Source organism: Nocardioides sp. CCNWLW239 (assembly GCF_037137035.1).
Taxonomy (GTDB): Bacteria; Actinomycetota; Actinomycetes; order Propionibacteriales; family Nocardioidaceae; genus Nocardioides.
Map to the genome: position 1 here is coordinate 87,598 of NZ_JBBBNW010000002.1, position 18,013 is coordinate 105,610.

Sequence of the window (18,013 nt, forward strand, 5' to 3'; positions counted from 1 at the left end):
CCGCTAGTTGCTGATCCCGCTCCACTTCCAGGTGCCGTCGGTGCCGACCCGGGTCGCGGCCGAGAATGTCGTGCTGTGGCCGATGCCGCTGCTCTGCCGGATGCGTACGGCCTTCCCGGTCGTCGGGTTGATCAGCACGATGTCCTTGGCCGCGACCGCGCCGTCGGCGTCGAAGCAGTTGTGCACCGACATGTAGCGCCACCCCGTCCCGATGCTGCGTACGACGTACTTCTTCGCCCCCGCCGGGTTGTCGGTGGGCACGACGATCTGCTCGAGCTTGCTGGTGCTCGGGTTGATCGAGTAGAGCAGGTCGTACTTCACCCCGTTGTGGGTCGTCCACACGCCCGCGACGGTCGTGGTGCTCGGCAGCGAGACCGGCAGGTTCGTGGTCGTGCCGAGGCGGGTGCCCGTGCTGGAGAAGGACAGCTTCTTCTGCTGTACGACGCCGGTGCTCGTCACGCTGTAGAGCTCCCGCGTCGGGCCGTTGACGACCTTCTTCGGGTTCCAGCCGGTCACCGCGGTGCCGTCGGTGCGGTAGAACGGGGCGACCTTCGTCTCGGTCAGCACCGCCTTGCCGGTGGTCCCACCGATGGTCACGGTGCGGCCGGTGCCGTCGGTGCCGGGCACGATGTAGCTGGTCTTCCACGTGGTGTCGTCCCCGGCACCACCGATCTCGATCCAGGCACGCGGGGTCCAGCTGACGGTGCTCGCGCTGCGGTAGCTCCCGGTGACCGTGCTGTTCTGGATGCCGCGCTTCTGGATGTAGCCGCCTGCCTTGCCGTTGATCGAGCCGTAGCAGTTGACGGTGCCAGCCGCAGCGGCCGGTGAGCCGGCCGCTCCGAGTGCGGTGACGGATCCGGCCAGCAGGGCCGCGCCCGCGAGGGCAACCATGGCGGAACGGCGCTGTCGAGTCATGAGCTTCATGCCGCCGAGGGTAGGGATCTCCACCCTCGCGGCGGGACCAACGAATCCGCACACTTCTCGCGCTCGGTGCGTCCATCCACTGGTCGGTAACGTCCCATACCCTGGACGAGGCCCTCCAGATGGGTACCGTGACCGCCATGTTCAAGAAGGTGTTGGTTGCCAACCGCGGCGAGATCGCGATCCGAGCTTTCCGTGCTGGTTTCGAGCTCGGTGCCAAGACAGTTGCTGTCTTTCCCTACGAGGACCGGGGCTCCGAGCACCGGCTGAAGGCCGACGAGGCCTACCAGATCGGGGAGCTCGGTCATCCGATCCGGGCCTATCTCGATCCCGACGCGATCGTCGAGGTCGCCAAGCAGTGCGGCGCGGACGCCATCTACCCCGGCTACGGGTTCCTCTCCGAGAACCCGGCGCTGGCCGAGGCGTGCGCCCGGGCGGGGATCACGTTCATCGGGCCGTCGGCGGAGGTCCTCACGCTCACCGGCAACAAGGCCACCGCCATCGCGGCGGCGAAGGCTGCCGGCGTACCGACCTTGCAGTCGGTCGAGCCCTCCACCGACGTCGACGCGCTCGTCTCGGCCGCCTCCGCGCTGCCCTACCCGCTGTTCGTGAAGGCGGTTGCCGGTGGCGGCGGGCGCGGCATGCGCCGGGTCGACGACCCCGAGAAGCTCCGCGAGGCCGTCGAGACATGTATGCGCGAGGGCGAGGCCGCCTTCGGCGACCCGACCGTCTTCATCGAGCAGGCCGTGGTCGAGCCGCGGCACATCGAGGTGCAGATCCTCGCCGACGGCACCGGTGAGGTCATCCACCTCTTCGAGCGCGACTGCTCTGTGCAGCGCCGCCACCAGAAGGTCGTCGAGATCGCGCCCGCGCCGAACCTCGACCCTGAGCTGCGCGAGCGCATCTGCGCCGACGCCGTGCGGTTCGCGAAGGAGATCGGCTACTCCTGCGCCGGCACCGTCGAGTTCCTGCTCGACCCCGCGGGCAACTACGTGTTCATCGAGATGAACCCGCGCATCCAGGTCGAGCACACCGTGACCGAGGAGGTCACCGACGTCGACCTCGTCCGCTCGCAGATGCGGATCGCGGCCGGCGAGACCCTGGCCGACCTCGGGCTGACCCAGGACTCCGTGCAGCTGCGCGGCGCGGCCATGCAGTGCCGGATCACCACCGAGGACCCCGCCAACAACTTCCGCCCCGACACGGGCATGATCACCACCTACCGCTCCCCCGGCGGCGCCGGGATCCGGGTCGACGGCGGCACCACGTACGCCGGGGCCGAGGTCTCGCCCCACTTCGACTCGATGCTCGCCAAGCTCACCTGCCGCGGGCGCACCTTCGAGGACGCCGTCACCCGGGCCCGCCGGGCCGTGGCGGAGTTCCGCATCCGCGGGGTCGCGACCAACATCCCGTTCCTGCAGGCGCTGCTCGACGACCCCGACTTCATCGCGGGCTCGATCACGACGTCGTTCATCGAGACCCACCCGCAGCTGCTGACCGCACGGGCCTCCGGCGACCGCGGCACCAAGTTGCTCACCTATCTTGCCGACGTGACGGTCAACCAGCCGCACGGTGCCGCACCGGTCTCGCTCCACCCGGTCGAGAAGCTGCCGAAGATCGACCTCTCGGTGGCTCCCCCGGCCGGGTCACGCGATCTCCTGCGCGAGCTCGGGCCCTCGGGCTTTGCCGCGGCGCTGCGCGCCCAGGAGGCGGTGGCGGTCACCGACACCACCTTCCGCGACGCCCACCAGTCGCTGCTGGCGACCCGGGTCCGCACGACCGACCTGCTCGGCGTCGCCGGCCATGTCGCCCGGCTGACGCCGCAGCTGTGGTCGCTGGAGGCGTGGGGTGGGGCAACGTACGACGTGGCCCTCCGCTTCCTCTCCGAGGACCCGTGGGAGCGGCTCGCCCAGCTGCGCGAGGCGATCCCGAACATCAACCTGCAGATGCTGCTGCGCGGCCGCAACACGGTGGGCTACACCCCCTACCCGACCGAGGTCACCGATGCGTTCGTCTCGGAGGCAGCCTCGACGGGTATCGACGTCTTCCGGATCTTCGATGCCTTGAACGACGTCTCCCAGATGCGGCCGGCGATCGACGCGGTGCGTTCGGCCGGGACCGCCGTCGCCGAGGTGGCGCTGTGCTACACCGGTGACCTCTCTTCGCCCGACGAGAAGCTCTACACGCTCGACTACTACCTGCGACTGGCCGAGGAGATCGTCTCGGCCGGGGCGCACGTGCTGGCGATCAAGGACATGGCCGGGCTGCTGCGCGCCCCGGCCGCGCGCACCCTGGTGACCGCGCTCCGGGAGCGGTTCGACCTGCCGGTCCACCTGCACACCCACGACACCGCCGGTGGCCAGCTGGCCACACTGACGGCAGCGATCGAGGCCGGTGTGGACGCCGTCGACGCCGCGGCCGCGTCGATGGCCGGCACCACCTCGCAGCCTCCGTTGTCGTCCCTGGTAGCGGCGACCGACCAGACTCCGCGCGCCACCGGCCTCTCGCTGGCGGCGGTCAACTCGTTGGAGCCCTACTGGGAGGCCGTACGCCGCGTCTACGCGCCCTTCGAGTCCGGGCTGCCCGCGCCGACCGGGCGGGTCTATCGCCACGAGATCCCGGGCGGCCAGCTCTCCAACCTGCGCCAGCAGGCGATCGCGCTCGGGCTGGGTGAGAAGTTCGAGCAGATCGAGGACATGTACGCCGCCGCGAACTCCATCCTCGGCCGGGTCCCGAAGGTCACCCCGTCGTCGAAGGTGATCGGTGACCTGGCGCTGTCGCTGGTGGCGGCCGGTGCCGACCCGGCGGCGTTCGAGGCCGACCCTGCTGCGTACGACATCCCGGCCTCGGTCATCGGCTTCCTCAACGGCGAGCTCGGCGACCCGCCGGGCGGCTGGCCCGAGCCGTTCCGCAGCAAGGCGATCGCGGGACGCACCTGGAAGTCGCCGTCGCCGACCCTGTCGGAGGAGGACGCCGCCGGCCTGAAGTCGGACCGTCGCGGCACGCTCAACCGGCTGCTCTTCCCCGGCCCGACGAAGGACTTCACCGAGGCCCGCTCGAAGTGGGGCGACGTGTCGGTGATCTCGACGCTCGACTACCTCTACGGTCTGCGCGAGGGCGAGGAGCACGTCGTGGAGATCGCCGAGGGCAAGACCGTCATCTTCGGGCTCACCGCCGTCTCCGAGCCCGACGAGCGCGGCATCCGCACCGTCATGGCGACGATCAACGGCCACCTGCGCCCGATCGCTGTACGCGACCGCTCCGTCGCCGCCGAGGTCGCGGCCGCCGAGAAGGCCGATCCAGCCGTACCCGGCCAGGTCGCGGCGCCGTTCCAGGGCGTCGTCACCCTCACCGTCGCAGCCGGCGAGTCGGTCAAGGCCGGCGACACCGTCGCCACCATCGAGGCGATGAAGATGGAGGCCGCCATCACCGCCCCCGTCGACGGCACCGTCTCCCGGTTGGCGTTCGAGGGCACCCAGGCGGTCGACGGCGGCGACCTGGTCCTGGTTCTCGGCTGAGCCGAGCCGTCAGTTACGCCGACCGAGGCGTCAGCTACGTCGGGCGAGTTGGCACCGCGGTGCCAACTCGTCCGACGGGAGTGACGTCTCGGCGGGCGGGGTTTCTCCATCAAGGTACGCAGCCGAAGGCTCACATCCCTAGTGGAGCTCCGCACGGGATGTGGGCACTTCTCTGCATACCTTGATGGAGAAACAGGCCGCCACGTACGCCGCGCCATCTCACCCGACGCGCGTGACGCCTCGCCCGACGTACGTGACGCCTCGGCCGACCTAGGCGACTACTCGACGTGGTGGAGGCGGCGGGCGGCCTCGGCGGTGGAGCCGGAGATCGACGGGTAGACGGTGAAGGTGTTGGCGATCTGGTCCACGGTCAGCCCGGTGGAGACGGCGAGGGTGATCGGGTGGATGAGCTCGGAGGCGCGCGGGCCGACGACGACACCGCCGATGACGACGCCGGTGCCGGGGCGCGAGATGAGCTTCACGAAGCCGTCCGAGATGCCCTGCATCTTGGCCCGCGGGTTGCCCTTGAGGTCGAGGCGCAGGGTGTCGGCGACGACCTCGCCGGAGTCGACCTGAGCCTGGGAGTAGCCCACGGTGGCGATCTCGGGCGAGGTGAAGACGTTGGCCGCGACCTCCTTGAGGTCCATCGGGATGACCGCGTCGCCGAGGAAGTGGCGCATCGCGATCCGGCCGGCCATGGCGGCCGTCGAGGCGAGCATGAAGCCGCCGGTGCAGTCGCCGGCTGCGTACACACCGTAGGCGGAGGTGCGCGAGACCTTGTCGGTGCGGATGAACCCGCCCTCGTCGAGCTCGATGCCGGCCTCCTCCAGACCGAGGCCCTCGGTGTTGGGGATCGAGCCGAGCGCCAGGATGCAGTGGCTGCCGGTGACCTCGCGGCCGTCGGTCAGCTTCACGGTGACGACATCGCCCGAGCGGGTCACCGACTCCATCCGCGACTTGCTGAGGATGTTCATGCCCTGACGCTCGAGTACGTCCTGGAGCACCGTCGCCGCATCCGCGTCCTCACCGGGGAGGACACGGTCGCGCGAGGAGACCAGGGTGACCTGGGAGCCGAGGTTGAGGTAGGCGCTGGCGAACTCCGCGCCGGTGACACCCGAGCCGACCACGATCATGTGGGAGGGCAGCTCGTCGAGGTCGTAGACCTGCTCCCAGGTCAGGATCCGCTCGCCGTCGGGCTGTGCGGTGGGCAGCACCCGCGGCCGGGCGCCGGTGGAGATCAGGACGGCATCGTTCTCGATGGCCTCCTCGCTGCCGTCGTCGGCCCGGGTCGCGATCACCTGACGCTTGTCGGCGTCGATGCGGCCGGTGCCCTTGACGATCCGGATCCCTCGGCGGGCCAGCCGGCTCTCGATGTCGCTCGACTGGGCCAGCGCAAGCGACTTGACCCGCTTGTTGACCACGCCGAGGTCGGCGTACAGCTCGGTGGCCGGGTCGCCCTGGTGGTCGCGGAAGTGGATGCCCAGGTCGCGGGCGAGCGACATGTCCGACATGAGCTCGGCGGTGGCGATCAGGGTCTTGCTGGGTACGCAGTCGGTGAGCACCGCGCTGCCGCCGAGGCCGTCACGGTCGACGACGGTCACCTCCGCGCCGAGTTGCTGCGCGACCAGCGCCGCCTCGTATCCGCCTGGACCCCCACCAATGATCGTCACCCGCGCCATGGGCCGCATTCTTCCACGCCCCTCGCGGGCCAGAGTCAGCCCATCGTCTTCTGGCCGTCGATGGTCTCCCGGATGATGTCGGCGTGGCCGGCGTGCTGTGCGGTCTCGGCCAGGATGTGGGCGAGGACGCGTCGGTTGGACCAGGTGGCGCCGGCCTCGAACCACGGCGCCTCGGGAAGGGCGTGGTCCGCGTCGAGGTCGACGGTGCGGATCAGCTCGTCGGTGGCTGCGGCCACCTTCTCGTACGCCGCGAGCACCCCTTCCAGCGTCTCGTCCTCGGCGAGCACGAAGTCGGCAGCGAACTCGGCGTACCTCTCCGGCGTGAGCTCCTGGGCCACCGCGCCGCGGACGATGAAGTCGGCCCAGCCTCGCTCGCCGGCAGCGACGTGCTTGATCAGGCCGCCGAGACTCAGCGCCGAGGCGGTCGGGGTGAGCCGCGCCTGCTCGTCGGTCAGGTCGCGGACGGCGAAGCGCAGGAAGCCACGGTGCTTCGCCAGCGTCTCCAGCAGGTCGGCACGCTCGCGGCTCAGGGTGGCGGTGGCGCTGGTCTTCACGGCGGTTGTGGTCATGTCTTGGACTCCTTGGTGATGTTTCCCTCTGACACCACCAACGTTAGGAGCCCATCAGGTCAGTTTCTGTCCGCAATAGATCCGGCGTCCAGATTGCGACGAAGCCCGGACCGCGCCGTTGCGCGATCCGGGCCTCGTACGTCGGATCAGAGGTTGATCATGTGCCCCGCGATGCCGTGGATGGCCTCCTTGACGGCCTCGGAGAGGGTCGGGTGAGCGAAGATGTTGCGCCCGATCTCGTCGGCGGTGAGGTCCCACTGCTGCGCGAGGGTCAGCGCCGGGAGCTGCTCGGTCACGTCGGGGCCGATCATGTGAGCACCGAGGATCTCGTTGTGCTCGGCGTCGGCGACGATCTTCACGAAGCCGACCGCGTCGCCCAGGCCCTGGGCCTTGCCGTTGGCCGAGAACGGGAAGGACGCGGTCTTGACGTCGTAGCCCTTCTCCTTGGCCTGCGCCTCGGTGTAGCCGAAGGAGCCGATCTGCGGCTGGCAGTAGGTCGCCCGCGGGACCATGTCGAAGTTGATCTCCATGGTCTCGGCGCCGGCGATGGTCTCGGCGGCGACGATGCCCATGGCCTCGGCCACGTGGGCGAGCATGAACTTCCCGGTGCAGTCACCGATGGCGTACACGTTCTCGACGTTCGTGCGGCCGCGGCCGTCGATCGCGATGGCCTTGCGGTCGGTGAGCTCGATGCCGACGTTCTCCAGGCCGTAGCCCTCCACCCGCGGCGCGAAACCGAAGGCGGCCAGGAACTTGTCGGCCTCGATGACGGTCTCCTCGCCACCGGCTGCCGGCGCGACGGTGACCTTGACGCCCGAGCCGGTGTCCTCGACGCCCTTGACGGCGGTCGAGGTCAGGACCTTGACGCCCAGCTTCTTGTAGTGCTTCGCGAGCTCCTTGGACACGTCGGCGTCCTCGGTGGGCACCATCCGGTCGAGGAACTCGACGATGGTGACGTCGACACCGAAGTTCTTCATGACGTAGGCGAACTCCACACCGATCGCGCCCGAGCCGCCGATCACGATGGACTTCGGCAGCTCCGCGTCGAGGATCTGCTCCTCGTAGGTGACGATGTTCTTGCCGTTCGGCACGACACCCGGGACCGACCGGACGGTGGCGCCGGTCGCGATGATCAGGTTGTCGAAGGTGTAGTCCGTCGACGCCCCGTCCTTGGCGACCGAGATCGACTTCGGGCCGGTCAGCGTGCCCCAGCCGTCGATCTCGGTGATCTTGTTCTTCTTCATCAGGAAGTGGACGCCCTTGACGATCCCGGCGCTCACCTGGCGGGAGCGCGCGTGGGTCGTGGAGAACTCGAGGTGGGCGTCACCGACGATCCCGAACTTCTGCTTCTCCTTCGGGTCGTTGAGGGTGTGGGCCAGCTCCGCGTTCTTCAGCAGCGCCTTGGACGGGATGCACCCGACGTTGAGGCAGACGCCGCCCCAGTACTTGTCTTCGACGACGGCGACGGACTTGCCGAGCTGAGCGGCACGGATGGCGGCGACGTAGCCACCGGGGCCAGCGCCGAGGACGAGAACATCAAAGTGGGTCACGCCTCCAAGGGTAGACCGGCAATACCAGATAGATCCCAAGCGGGTGAGGACTGGGCGGTAACCTCGTGACCCGTGACTCTCTACGCGGCCTATGGCGTCAATCTCGACCCGGCGCTGATGAGCGAACGCTGCCCGCACTCACCGCTGCGCACCACCGGCTGGCTCAGCGGCTGGCGACTCACCTTCGGTGGCGAGGACAACGCGCTGAGCGAGGGACCGATGGTCACCATCGTCCAGGACCCCTTCGAGCAGGTCTTCGTCGCTGTCTACGACGTCGTGGACCAGGACATGGACGCGCTGGAGAAGTGGGAACTGGCCGACATCGGCCTCTACTTCAAGACCAAGGTGCGGATCTCCGCTCTCGCCGAGGACCTGCTCTGCGAGGCCTACGTGCTCGACACGTACGAGGGTGGGATCCCGGACGCCCGCTACCTGGGCGCTGTGGCCGATGCCGCCGAGGCGGCCGGCGCACCCGACGACTACGTGCATGCGCTGCGTACGCGGCCGTGCCGGTCCAACGACTGACCCGATCCGGAGCCCCGTCTAGACTCAGCGAGTGACCACGCCTTACGAACTCGCCAAGGATGCCGCTGCCGCTCTCGCGGAGAAGACCGGTGTCGAGAAGCACGACATCGCCCTGGTGCTGGGCTCGGGCTGGCTGCCCGCCGCCGACGCTCTCGGCGAGGACTACACCGAGATCGACACCACCGACCTGCCCGGCTTCAGCGCCGCCGCGGTCGCCGGTCACAGCGGCAAGATCCGCTCGATCCGTGCCGGCGACGGTCGCAACCTGCTGCTGTTCCTGAGCCGTACGCACTTCTACGAGGGCAAGGGCGTGGCCGCGGTCGTGCACCCGGTCCGCACCGCTGCGGCCGCGGGCTGCTCGACGATGGTGCTCACCAATGGCTGCGGCGGTCTCAACCCGTCCTGGTCGCCGGGGACCCCGGTCCTGATCCGCGACCACATCAACCTGACCGCGGCATCTCCCCTGGTCGGAGCGAACTTCGTCGACCTCACCGACCTCTACTCGCCGCGTCTGCGCGGCCTCGCCAAGGAGGTCGACTCCTCGCTCGACGAGGGCGTCTACGTCCAGTTCACCGGCCCCCACTACGAGACCCCTGCCGAGGTGAAGATGGCCGGGATCCTCGGCGGCGACCTGGTCGGCATGTCGACCACTCTCGAGGCGATCGCGGCGCGCGAGGCCGGCATGGAGATCCTCGGCATCTCGCTGGTCACCAACCTCGCCGCCGGGATCTCCGACCAGCCCCTCGACCACGCCGAGGTCCTCGAGGCCGGCCGCAACGCAGCCACCCGGATGGGCGCGCTCCTCGGCGACCTGATCCCCAAGATCTGAGCCTCCGGGCACGTGATGACCTAGGGTCTGAACCATGGTCCCCACCGATCGATCGGCGCTTCTCGTGCAGGCCCGGGAATGGCTTGCCGATGACCCGGACGCGCAAACCCGAGCAGAGCTCGAGAGTCTTCTCACCTCCACGGCCCCCGGTGCCGCGGAGGACCTGGCCGACCGGTTCTCGGGCACGCTCCAGTTCGGCACCGCCGGGCTCCGGGGCGCGCTCGGGGCCGGGCCCAACCGGATGAACCGGGCGGTCGTGATCAAGGCCGCCGCGGGGCTGGCCCGCTACCTGCTCGCCACCGGTGCACAGGGTCCGGTCGTGATCGGCTACGACGCCCGGCACAACTCCGACGTCTTCGCACAGGACACCGCCGAAGTGATGACCGGAGCAGGGCTGCCCGCCTTGGTGATGCCTCGTTCGCTGCCGACGCCGGTCCTGGCGTACGCGGTCAAGGCCCTGGGCGCGAGCGCCGGCGTGATGGTGACGGCAAGCCACAACCCGCCGCAGGACAACGGCTACAAGGTCTACCTCGGTGACGGGTCGCAGATCGTGCCGCCGGCCGACGCCGAGATCGCGAACCGGATCGCGGCCGTGGCCTCGGTGAGCTCGGTCCCGCGTGGCCCGGTCGGCCAGACGATCAGTGAGGACCTGGTCGACAGCTACCTCGACACGGTCGTCGGCCTGCTCGCCGAGGGCGGCGCGCGCGACCTCGAGACGGTCTACACCCCGCTGCACGGTGTCGGCGGCGACCTGGTGCAGCTGGCGATGAAGTTCGCCGGCTTCCCCGCGCCTGTCGTGGTCAAGGAGCAGGAGCGGCCCGACCCCGACTTCCCGACGGTCGCCTTCCCCAACCCCGAAGAGCCGGGCGCGATGGACCGGGCGATGGCCCTGGCCAGCAAGAAGAACGTCGACCTGGTCATCGCCAACGACCCTGACGCCGACCGGTGCGCCGCGGCGATCCCCGTCGGCAAGAAGTGGCGGATGCTGACCGGTGACGAGGTCGGCGCCCTGCTGGCGACCCACCTGATCCGCAAGGGCGTGACCGGGACGTACGCCGCCTCGATCGTCTCCTCCTCGCTGCTCGGCAAGATCGCCGCGGCCGCCGGACAGCCCTATGCCGAGACGCTCACCGGGTTCAAGTGGATCTCGCGGGCACCCGGTCTCGCCTTCGGCTACGAGGAGGCGCTTGGTTACTGCGTCGACCCCGGCCACGTACGCGACAAGGACGGCATCTCCGCGCTGCTGCTCCTGTGTGAGCTGGCGGCGTCGCTGAAGTCGGAGGGGCGGACCTTGGCCGACCTGCTCGACGAGATCGCGGTCGCACACGGTCTGCACGCCACCTCCCAGCTCTCCGTCCGGCTCGAGGACCCGGCCCAGATCGCGGGCGCGATGCAGCGGCTGCGCGACCGTCCGGTGACTGCCCTGGCCGGAGCCACCGTGCAGCAGATGGACGACCTGGCGGCCGGCGAGGGCGGGCTGCCGCCGACCGACGGGATCCGCTATCAGCTGGCCGGCGGGTCACGGGTGATCGTGCGGCCCAGCGGCACCGAGCCGAAGATCAAGTGCTATCTCGAGGTCGTCCAGCCGGTCGCCGACGTGACGGCGCTGGCGGACGCCCGTGCCGACGCCGAGATCGCCCTCGGCGCCCTCAAGGTCGACATCCGCGCCGCCCTCGGCGTCTGACCCGCCGAGTCGGCTAGAGAACGAGCAGGACGGCGAAGAGGACGGCAACCGCGACGGTGACAGCGATCAGCGGCCAGTCCCAGCTGCGGCGGATGTCCTCGGCGAGAGCGAACTGCTCGTCGGAGTCGCGCTTGATGCGGCGGCGGTCACGGGCGTCCTGAGCCAGCGAGTTGAGCCGTTCCTCGACGAAGTCGGCGTGGTTGCTCAGCGGCTTGTGCTCCCGCTTCCCCTTGACCGCCTCGCGCATCGGACGACCGACGGCACCGCTGACGAAGGTCCGGCCGCCGGCGTAGGCGCCCAGGGTGCGGCCGACAGAGACGCTCTCCAGCGCGGCCATCGGGAAGCGCACCGTCGAGTAGAGGTGGTGGAGCACGAAGTCGCCCTCGCTGACCCCGACCTTGGTGCGGATGAACGCCGCGTACGCCACCAGCGCGAAGAGCAGCCCGCCTGCCGTCGTCTCGGGGTGCCACCCGGTGGCGGCATCGACCACGATGACCGCGACGGCGGCGCCTATCGAGAGGACGCCCCAAACGGTGCTGCTGGAGTTGCGGAACCACTCCTCGGGCTGATCGTCATTCACGGCGCACACCTTAGCCCTCGACAGCGAGCAAGCGTCAGCGAGTGAGCCATGGGGGCGTGAGGCCCGGGCATGGAGATGCCTATGCTGAGGCCGTGCCTACTTCGTCCGAGATCGCCAAGCTGATCGACCACACCCTCCTCAAGCCCGAAGCGACCCACGCCGACGTCGAGGCGCTGATCGTGGAAGCTGCCGAGCTCGGCACCTACTCGGTGTGCGTCTCGCCCTCCATGCTGCCGGTCAACGCGCCCGCCGAGCTGAAGATCGCCGTCGTGTGCGGCTTCCCGAGCGGCAAGCACATCTCCTCCGTGAAGGCAGCCGAGGCGGCCGCCGCGGTCGAGGCCGGCGCCGACGAGGTCGACATGGTCATCGACGTCGGGGCCGCGAAGGAGAAGCGGTACGCCGACGTGGAGGCCGACATCGCGGCCGTCCGGGCTGCCGTCCCCGATCCCACCGTGCTGAAGGTGATCATCGAGTCCGCCGCGCTCGAGGACGACGAGATCATCGGCGTCTGCCAGGCTGCGGTCCGTGCCGGCGCCGACTTCGTGAAGACCTCCACCGGCTTCCACCCCGCCGGCGGCGCCACCGTCCACGCGGTGGAGCTGATGCGCCAGACCGTCGGCCCCGATGTCGGCGTCAAGGCCTCGGGCGGCGTACGCACCCTGGAGCAGGCCGAGCAGATGATCGCCGCCGGTGCGACCCGGCTCGGCGTCTCCGGCTCGCGCGCGCTGCTGGCCGGGACGACCCCCGGCGCCGGCTACTGAGGGCCCCGGCCGCCGGCTACGGGGTTTCGGCCACTCTCGGGGAGAATGCTCCGGTGCGCGCTCAGGTCATCGTCCTCGCCGGTCCCTCGGGTGCCGGCAAGTCCCGCCTAGCCGAGCGGCTGGGCCTGCCGGTCCTCCGGCTGGACGACTTCTACAAGGACGGCTCCGACCCCACGCTCCCGCGGATCACCGAAGGTCCCAACGCGGGTCTGGTCGACTGGGACCACCCCGACTCCTGGCTTCCCGACGACGCGATGAAGGCGATCGCCGCGCTCTGCGAGACGGGCACCGTCGACGTACCCGTCTACGACATCGCCCACGACGGCCGCACCGGCTGGCACGAGCTGACCCTCGGCGACGAGGCGTTCTTCGTCGCCGAGGGGATCTTCGCCCAGGACATCGTGGCCGACTGCCGCGCCGCGGGGCTGCTCGCCGCTGCGTACTGTGTCACCCAGTCACCGACGGTGACCTTCTGGCGTCGTCTCACCCGCGACCTCCGCGAGCACCGCAAGCCCCCGTTCGTGCTGGTCAAGCGGGGCCTGGCACTGATGCGCGCGCAGCCGCAGGTCGTCGCCGACGCGGTCGCCAAGGGGTGCACCGCGGTCTACCCGAAGCACGGCTACATCGCGATCCGGCGCCTCATAGGGCCGCGTACGCGTCCTTGATCTCGTGGATCAGGTCGACCCGCTCGTCGTAGGGCAGGAACGCGGACTTCATCGCGTTGGTCGTCAGCCGCTGCAGCTCGGGCAGCCCCCAGCCGAAGGCCTCCACGATGCCGGCCATCTCCGCCGACATCGAGGTCCGTGACATCAGCCGGTTGTCGGTGTTGATCGTGACCCGGAAGCCGAGGTCGTAGAGGAGCCCGATCGGGTGCTCGGCGATCGACTTCGCGGCACCGGTCTGCACGTTGGAGCGCGGGCAGAGCTCGAGCGGGATCCGCCGGTCCCGGACGTACGCGGCCAGCCGGCCGAGCCGCGGCGCCTCGCCCTCCTCGAGGGTGATGTCGTCGACGATGCGCACGCCGTGACCGAGCCGGTCGCAGCCGCACGGGTGCACGGCCTCCCAGATCGAGGGCAGGCCGAAACCCTCGCCCGCGTGGATGGTGAAGCGCATGTTGTCGGCGGCGAGCTGCTCGAACGCAGCCAGGAACCTGCTCGGCGGGAAGCCCTTCTCCGGCCCGGCGATGTCGAACCCGGCGACGCCACGGTCGCGCCAGGCCACCGCGAGCTCGGCGATCTCGGCGGCGCGCGCGGCCTGGCGCATGGCGGTGAGCAGCTGGCGTACGACGATCTTCCGACCGTTCGCCGCGACCGCCGCCATCCCCTCGTCGAACCCGGTCTGGACGGCTGCGACGACCTCGTCCAGCTCGTGGCCGTTGGCCACGTGGAGCTCCGGCGCCCAGCGGACCTCGGCGTAGACGACGCCGTCCTCGGCCAGGTCCTCGACGCACTCACGCGCCACCCGGGTCAGCGCGGGCAGCGTCTGCATGACCGCGAGGGTGTGCGCGAAGGTGTCGAGGTAGCGCTCCAGCGATCCCGAGTCGGCACTGGTCACGAACCACTCCTCCAGCGCGACCGGGTCGTCCTGGGTCCCCTCCGGGAGCTGGTGGCCCACCTCGGCGGCGAGCTCGACGATCGTCGAAGGACGTACGCCACCGTCGAGGTGGTCGTGGAGCAGCACCTTCGGCGCGGCCTTGATCTGCATGTCGGACGGTTCCATGGGCTTATTGTTCCTTATGGGACTAGATTCCGGGCGTGCGCACTTTCACCACTCTCGAAGAAGTCTCCGCCGCCGCAGGCACCGAGATCGGCACCGGCGAATGGCTCCAGGTCGACCAGGACCGCGTCAACGCGTTCGCCGACGCGACCGGCGACCACCAGTGGATCCACGTCGACGAGGAGCGGGCGAAGGAGGGGCCGTTCGGCGGGACCATCGCCCACGGTTATCTGACGCTGTCGCTGATCCCCTACCTCGGCGTGAGCGTCTACTCGCTGGAGACCCCGGGGGCGAAGCTCAACTACGGTCTCAACAAGGTCCGCTTCCCCACGCCCGTCCTGGTCGGCTCCCGGATCCGGCCGGTCATCTCCTTCGGTGACGTCACCGAGCTGCCCACCGGGCTGCAGCTCGTCGTGAAGACCACCATCGAGATCGAGGGTTCCGCCAAGCCTGCCTGCGTCGCGGAGTCCGTCGTCCTGCTCCTCGAGGGCTGACGCCGAAGGCGTCCGGGCTGACCTCAGGAGTAGTCGGCCCAGAGTCGCCGGGTCGTGCCGTCGACGGTCATCTCACCGCCGTACGGCAGGATCCACTGCGGTCGGGTGTGCCCGAACGGCGGACCGACGACGACCACCGCGTCCGGGTTGTAGCGGGCGACGGTCTCGATCGCCACGTCGCGCTGTTCGGCGCGCTTGGCGGCACGCTCCTCGGCGCTGGGCTGTCGCTCGAAGTCGGAGGTCGGCGGGCGCGCGACGACGACCGCGTCGACCGCCTCCAGCAGCCCCCGCTCGCCCAGGGCCCGTGCGATCCAGCCGAACTCTTGCGCCGGGATGAGCTCCTCGGAGGTCTCCAGCAGGAGTACGCCGCCGGCCAGCACCCCCGGGTCGACCGGGAAGCGACCGGCGGTCAGCACCCACTGCAGGATCTCGATGCAACCACCCCAGGTGCGGCCGGTGACCTTCCGTTCGGGACCCGCCCAGGTCCACGGCTCGGTCGCCTCGCGCTCGCCGTACTCGGTCAGCGCACGCGGGTCCTGCCAGTCGCGCCCGATGTCCTCGGACTCCCCCGGCTCGGTGATCTCGAGGGTCTCACCGGTGAGGAGAGCGGCCTTGAGCGAGGCCTCGTGGACCTCGTCGAGCCCCGGCCCCGGACCGAGGTGGACCTGCGTCGACCCGCCGTGGAACGCGGCGACGCCGTTGGTCCACAGCCAGTTGAGCAGGTTGGTGTTGTCGCTGTAGCCGAGGAACGGCTTCGGGTCCTTCCGGACGAGATCCGCGTCGAGGTGCGGGATCACGGTGATCTGATCCTCGCCGCCGATCGTCGCCAGCACCGCCCGGATCTCCGGATCGGCGAACGCAGCGTTCACGTCCGCCGCGCGCTCCTGCGCCGTGGCGCCCAGCTTCCTGGTCGTCGGGTATTCCACCGGCACCAGCCCGGTCACCTCGGTCAGCCGCCTCATCGCCTGCTCGTGGACCGCCGCCCCGACCCCGGGCGCAGCGAACGACGGTGAGAGCACGGCGACCTTGTCGCCGGCGACGGCCTTGGGTGGTGTGACGATCTCCATTGCCGAAGTCTGACGGTTGACGGACGGGAGAAGCGAACAGTTATCGCCGCCCCCGGAGTCGCCGATGGAGCCGGATCCCGCCCGGCGACCGAGGTGTAACACGCTGTTACACCCTCTTTCCGGTCGTTACAACGGGCGAGTAGTACCACGAACGACGTGTTACAGCTCGCGGGGCGGCCACGAGCAGGCCGACCCGCCACCCCTCAGCTGATCCGGTCGAGGATCAGCGGCGTCGCCTCGTACGCAGCCCCGTCGCCGATCTCGTAGCCACCCTCCAACGCGGCCAAGGCACGGTCGAAGCGCTCCGGCGTGTCGGTGTGGAGCGTGAACAGCGGTGCGCCAGCAGCGACCGAGTCGCCCGGGCGGGCGTGCCAGGTGACCCCGGCACCGGCCTGGACGGCGTCCTCCTTGCGCTCACGCCCGGCGCCGAGACGCCAGGCGGCGAGACCGACGGCCATCGCGTCGAGCCGGGTCAGCACACCTGAGGTCGGCGCGGTGACGATCTGGGTCTCCCTCGCGACCGGCAGCGGCGCCGACGGATCGCCGCCCTGGGCGGAGATCATCGCCCGCCAGGCGTCCATGGCCTTGCCGGAGGAGAGTACGTCGGCGGGGTCCGGCCCGGACACGCCAGCGGCCGCCAGCATCTCCCGGGCGAGCGCCACGGTGAGCTCGACGACGTCGGCAGGGCCGCCGCCCGCGAGGACCTCGACGGACTCGGCGACCTCGATCGCGTTGCCGGCGGTCAGGCCGAGCGGGGTGGACATGTCGGTGACCAGCGCGACGGTGTTGACGCCGGCGTCGGTGCCGAGGTCGACCATGGTGCGCGCCAGCTCCTGCGCGGAGGGAAGCGTCTTCATGAAGGCTCCGGCGCCGACCTTGACGTCGAGCACGAGCGCCCCGGTGCCCTCGGCGATCTTCTTGGACATGATCGAGGAGGCGATCAGCGGGATCGACTCGACGGTGCCGGTGACGTCGCGCAGCGCGTAGAGCTTGCGGTCGGCCGGGGCCAGCCCCTCACCCGCCGCACAGATCACGGCGCCGACCGACCCGAGCTGCGCCAGCATCTCCTCGTTGGTCAGCGAGGCGCGCCAACCGGGGATCGACTCGAGCTTGTCGAGCGTGCCGCCGGTGTGGCCGAGACCGCGTCCGGACAGCTGCGGGACCGCCACCCCGCACGCGGCGACCAGCGGCGCCAGCGGCAGCGTGATCTTGTCGCCGACACCGCCGGTCGAGTGCTTGTCGGCCGTCGGCCGGTCCAGAGAATCGAACGACATCCGCTCCCCGGACGCGATCATCGCCGCCGTCCACCGCGCGATCTCGCGCCGCGACATCCCGTTGAGCAGGATCGCCATGTTGAGCGCCGACATCTGCTCCTCGGCAACCGTCCCGGCCGTGTAGGACCTGATCATCCAGTCGATCTGCGAGTCGCTCAGCTCGCCACCGTCGCGCTTGGCGAGGATCACCTCGACCGCATCATGTTCCGCCATGCGGACAGCGTAAGGTGCGACCCTCCCAGGTCCCTACTGGAGCGCTTCTCGGCCAGAGATCAGGCGAGATCCTCCGGCCCGAAGGCGTCGGGAAGGACCTCGGTCATCGGCTTCACACCCGAGACCGTCATCAGCAGGAGCTCGGGGCCGCCGTTCTCCCACAGGAGCTGGCGGCAGCGGCCGCAGGGCATGATGACCTCGCCGGAGCCGTTGACACAGACGAAGTGGGTGAGCCGGCCGCCGCCGGTCATGTGCAGGGCGGAGACCAGCCCGCACTCGGCACACAGCGTCACGCCATAGGCCGCGTTCTCCACGTTGCACCCCTGCAGCAGGCGCCCGTCGTCCGCATAGCCGGCGGCTCCGACGGGGTAGTTGGAGTAGGGCGCGTACGCACGTTTTGCGGCCTCGAGGGCATGCGCACGCAGGCCTTCCCAGTCAAAGCCGTCTACGGCGTACGTCTGCTTCTCGGTCATGGTTCGACCTTAAAGCCTGTCCGGACATCTGGATTACGCGCCTGGAGGCTTAGGCTTCGTCGAGATCAAAAGTTGGTAACCGTTCGCGGAATCCCTGGCGTTGCTCGGTCAATAGGGAGAGCGTTCGGACATGAACGTCCTTTGCACCGCGATTCGCGGA

At 69.8% G+C, this 18,013-nt stretch carries 16 protein-coding genes; 7 read left to right on the forward strand and 9 right to left on the reverse strand.

The genetic code is table 11. The annotated features are described in order from the left end of the window. Nucleotides 1-3: 3 nt before the first annotated feature. Complete coding sequence (locus tag WBG06_RS06445; RefSeq protein ID WP_336735734.1) at nucleotides 4-924, reverse strand: hypothetical protein; 921 nt, start codon at nucleotides 922-924, stop codon at nucleotides 4-6. Nucleotides 925-1,061: 137 nt separating this feature from the next. Between WBG06_RS06445 and WBG06_RS06450 the strand changes: the two genes are divergently transcribed. Beyond that, nucleotides 1,062-4,439, forward strand: coding sequence for a pyruvate carboxylase (locus WBG06_RS06450; protein WP_336735735.1), 3,378 nt, complete (start codon nucleotides 1,062-1,064; stop codon nucleotides 4,437-4,439). Between the two features lie 278 nt (nucleotides 4,440-4,717). On the opposite strand, the gene WBG06_RS06455 is transcribed toward WBG06_RS06450, so the two are convergent. From WBG06_RS06455 to lpdA, 3 genes are all read right to left on the reverse strand, one after another. Next, the gene (locus WBG06_RS06455; RefSeq protein WP_336735736.1) at nucleotides 4,718-6,118 is read right to left on the reverse strand and encodes an NAD(P)H-quinone dehydrogenase; all 1,401 of its coding nucleotides are present in this window, start codon (nucleotides 6,116-6,118) and stop codon (nucleotides 4,718-4,720) included. A gap of 35 nt (nucleotides 6,119-6,153) precedes the next feature. Next, the gene (locus tag WBG06_RS06460) at nucleotides 6,154-6,687 is read right to left on the reverse strand and encodes a DinB family protein (protein WP_336735737.1); all 534 of its coding nucleotides are present in this window, start codon (nucleotides 6,685-6,687) and stop codon (nucleotides 6,154-6,156) included. Nucleotides 6,688-6,833: 146 nt separating this feature from the next. Continuing rightward, nucleotides 6,834-8,237: a dihydrolipoyl dehydrogenase gene (gene lpdA / locus WBG06_RS06465; RefSeq protein WP_336735738.1), complete on the reverse strand. Its 1,404-nt coding sequence runs from the start codon at nucleotides 8,235-8,237 to the stop codon at nucleotides 6,834-6,836. Nucleotides 8,238-8,309: 72 nt separating this feature from the next. On the opposite strand from lpdA, the gene WBG06_RS06470 reads away from it, so the two are divergent. From WBG06_RS06470 to WBG06_RS06480, 3 genes are read left to right on the forward strand one after another with little or no spacing between them, the layout of a single operon-like run. Further along, the gene (locus WBG06_RS06470; RefSeq protein WP_336735739.1) at nucleotides 8,310-8,762 is read left to right on the forward strand and encodes a gamma-glutamylcyclotransferase family protein; all 453 of its coding nucleotides are present in this window, start codon (nucleotides 8,310-8,312) and stop codon (nucleotides 8,760-8,762) included. 31 nt (nucleotides 8,763-8,793) lie between these two features. Continuing rightward, nucleotides 8,794-9,591, forward strand: a complete 798-nt coding sequence (locus WBG06_RS06475; RefSeq protein WP_336735740.1) for a purine-nucleoside phosphorylase — start codon at nucleotides 8,794-8,796, stop codon at nucleotides 9,589-9,591. 34 nt (nucleotides 9,592-9,625) lie between these two features. Then, entirely contained in the window at nucleotides 9,626-11,275 is a 1,650-nt protein-coding gene (locus tag WBG06_RS06480; RefSeq protein ID WP_336735741.1) for a phospho-sugar mutase, read from the forward strand. A gap of 13 nt (nucleotides 11,276-11,288) precedes the next feature. On the opposite strand, the gene WBG06_RS06485 is transcribed toward WBG06_RS06480, so the two are convergent. Beyond that, the gene (locus WBG06_RS06485; RefSeq protein ID WP_336735742.1) at nucleotides 11,289-11,855 is read right to left on the reverse strand and encodes a hypothetical protein; all 567 of its coding nucleotides are present in this window, start codon (nucleotides 11,853-11,855) and stop codon (nucleotides 11,289-11,291) included. Nucleotides 11,856-11,947: 92 nt separating this feature from the next. On the opposite strand from WBG06_RS06485, the gene deoC reads away from it, so the two are divergent. Together deoC and WBG06_RS06495 are read left to right on the forward strand one after the other, a co-directional pair. Continuing rightward, on the forward strand, nucleotides 11,948-12,616 hold the full coding sequence (gene deoC, locus WBG06_RS06490; protein ID WP_336735743.1) for a deoxyribose-phosphate aldolase: 669 nt from the start codon (nucleotides 11,948-11,950) through the stop codon (nucleotides 12,614-12,616). A 53-nt stretch (nucleotides 12,617-12,669) separates the two neighbouring features. Further along, nucleotides 12,670-13,281 (forward strand): uridine kinase family protein, encoded by a 612-nt coding sequence (locus WBG06_RS06495; protein WP_336735744.1) that lies wholly within the window; start codon nucleotides 12,670-12,672, stop codon nucleotides 13,279-13,281. On the opposite strand, the gene WBG06_RS06500 is transcribed toward WBG06_RS06495, so the two are convergent. Further along, nucleotides 13,256-14,335 (reverse strand): adenosine deaminase, encoded by a 1,080-nt coding sequence (locus WBG06_RS06500; RefSeq protein ID WP_336735745.1) that lies wholly within the window; start codon nucleotides 14,333-14,335, stop codon nucleotides 13,256-13,258. The two genes, WBG06_RS06495 and WBG06_RS06500, sit on opposite strands and share 26 nt — an antisense overlap. 35 nt (nucleotides 14,336-14,370) lie before the next feature. Here WBG06_RS06500 and WBG06_RS06505 point away from each other — a divergent pair, with 35 nt between their 5' ends. Continuing rightward, on the forward strand, nucleotides 14,371-14,826 hold the full coding sequence (locus tag WBG06_RS06505) for a MaoC family dehydratase (protein ID WP_336735746.1): 456 nt from the start codon (nucleotides 14,371-14,373) through the stop codon (nucleotides 14,824-14,826). 23 nt (nucleotides 14,827-14,849) lie between these two features. Here WBG06_RS06505 and WBG06_RS06510 read toward each other — a convergent pair whose 3' ends face one another. The 3 genes from WBG06_RS06510 to WBG06_RS06520 all read right to left on the reverse strand — a co-directional run bounded on the left by WBG06_RS06510 (nucleotide 14,850) and on the right by WBG06_RS06520 (nucleotide 17,853). After that, entirely contained in the window at nucleotides 14,850-15,893 is a 1,044-nt protein-coding gene (locus WBG06_RS06510; protein ID WP_336735747.1) for a S66 family peptidase, read from the reverse strand. A gap of 203 nt (nucleotides 15,894-16,096) precedes the next feature. Further along, nucleotides 16,097-17,380 (reverse strand): thymidine phosphorylase, encoded by a 1,284-nt coding sequence (locus WBG06_RS06515; RefSeq protein WP_336735748.1) that lies wholly within the window; start codon nucleotides 17,378-17,380, stop codon nucleotides 16,097-16,099. Nucleotides 17,381-17,439: 59 nt separating this feature from the next. Next, complete coding sequence (locus WBG06_RS06520) at nucleotides 17,440-17,853, reverse strand: cytidine deaminase (protein ID WP_336735749.1); 414 nt, start codon at nucleotides 17,851-17,853, stop codon at nucleotides 17,440-17,442. Nucleotides 17,854-18,013 lie beyond the last annotated feature (160 nt).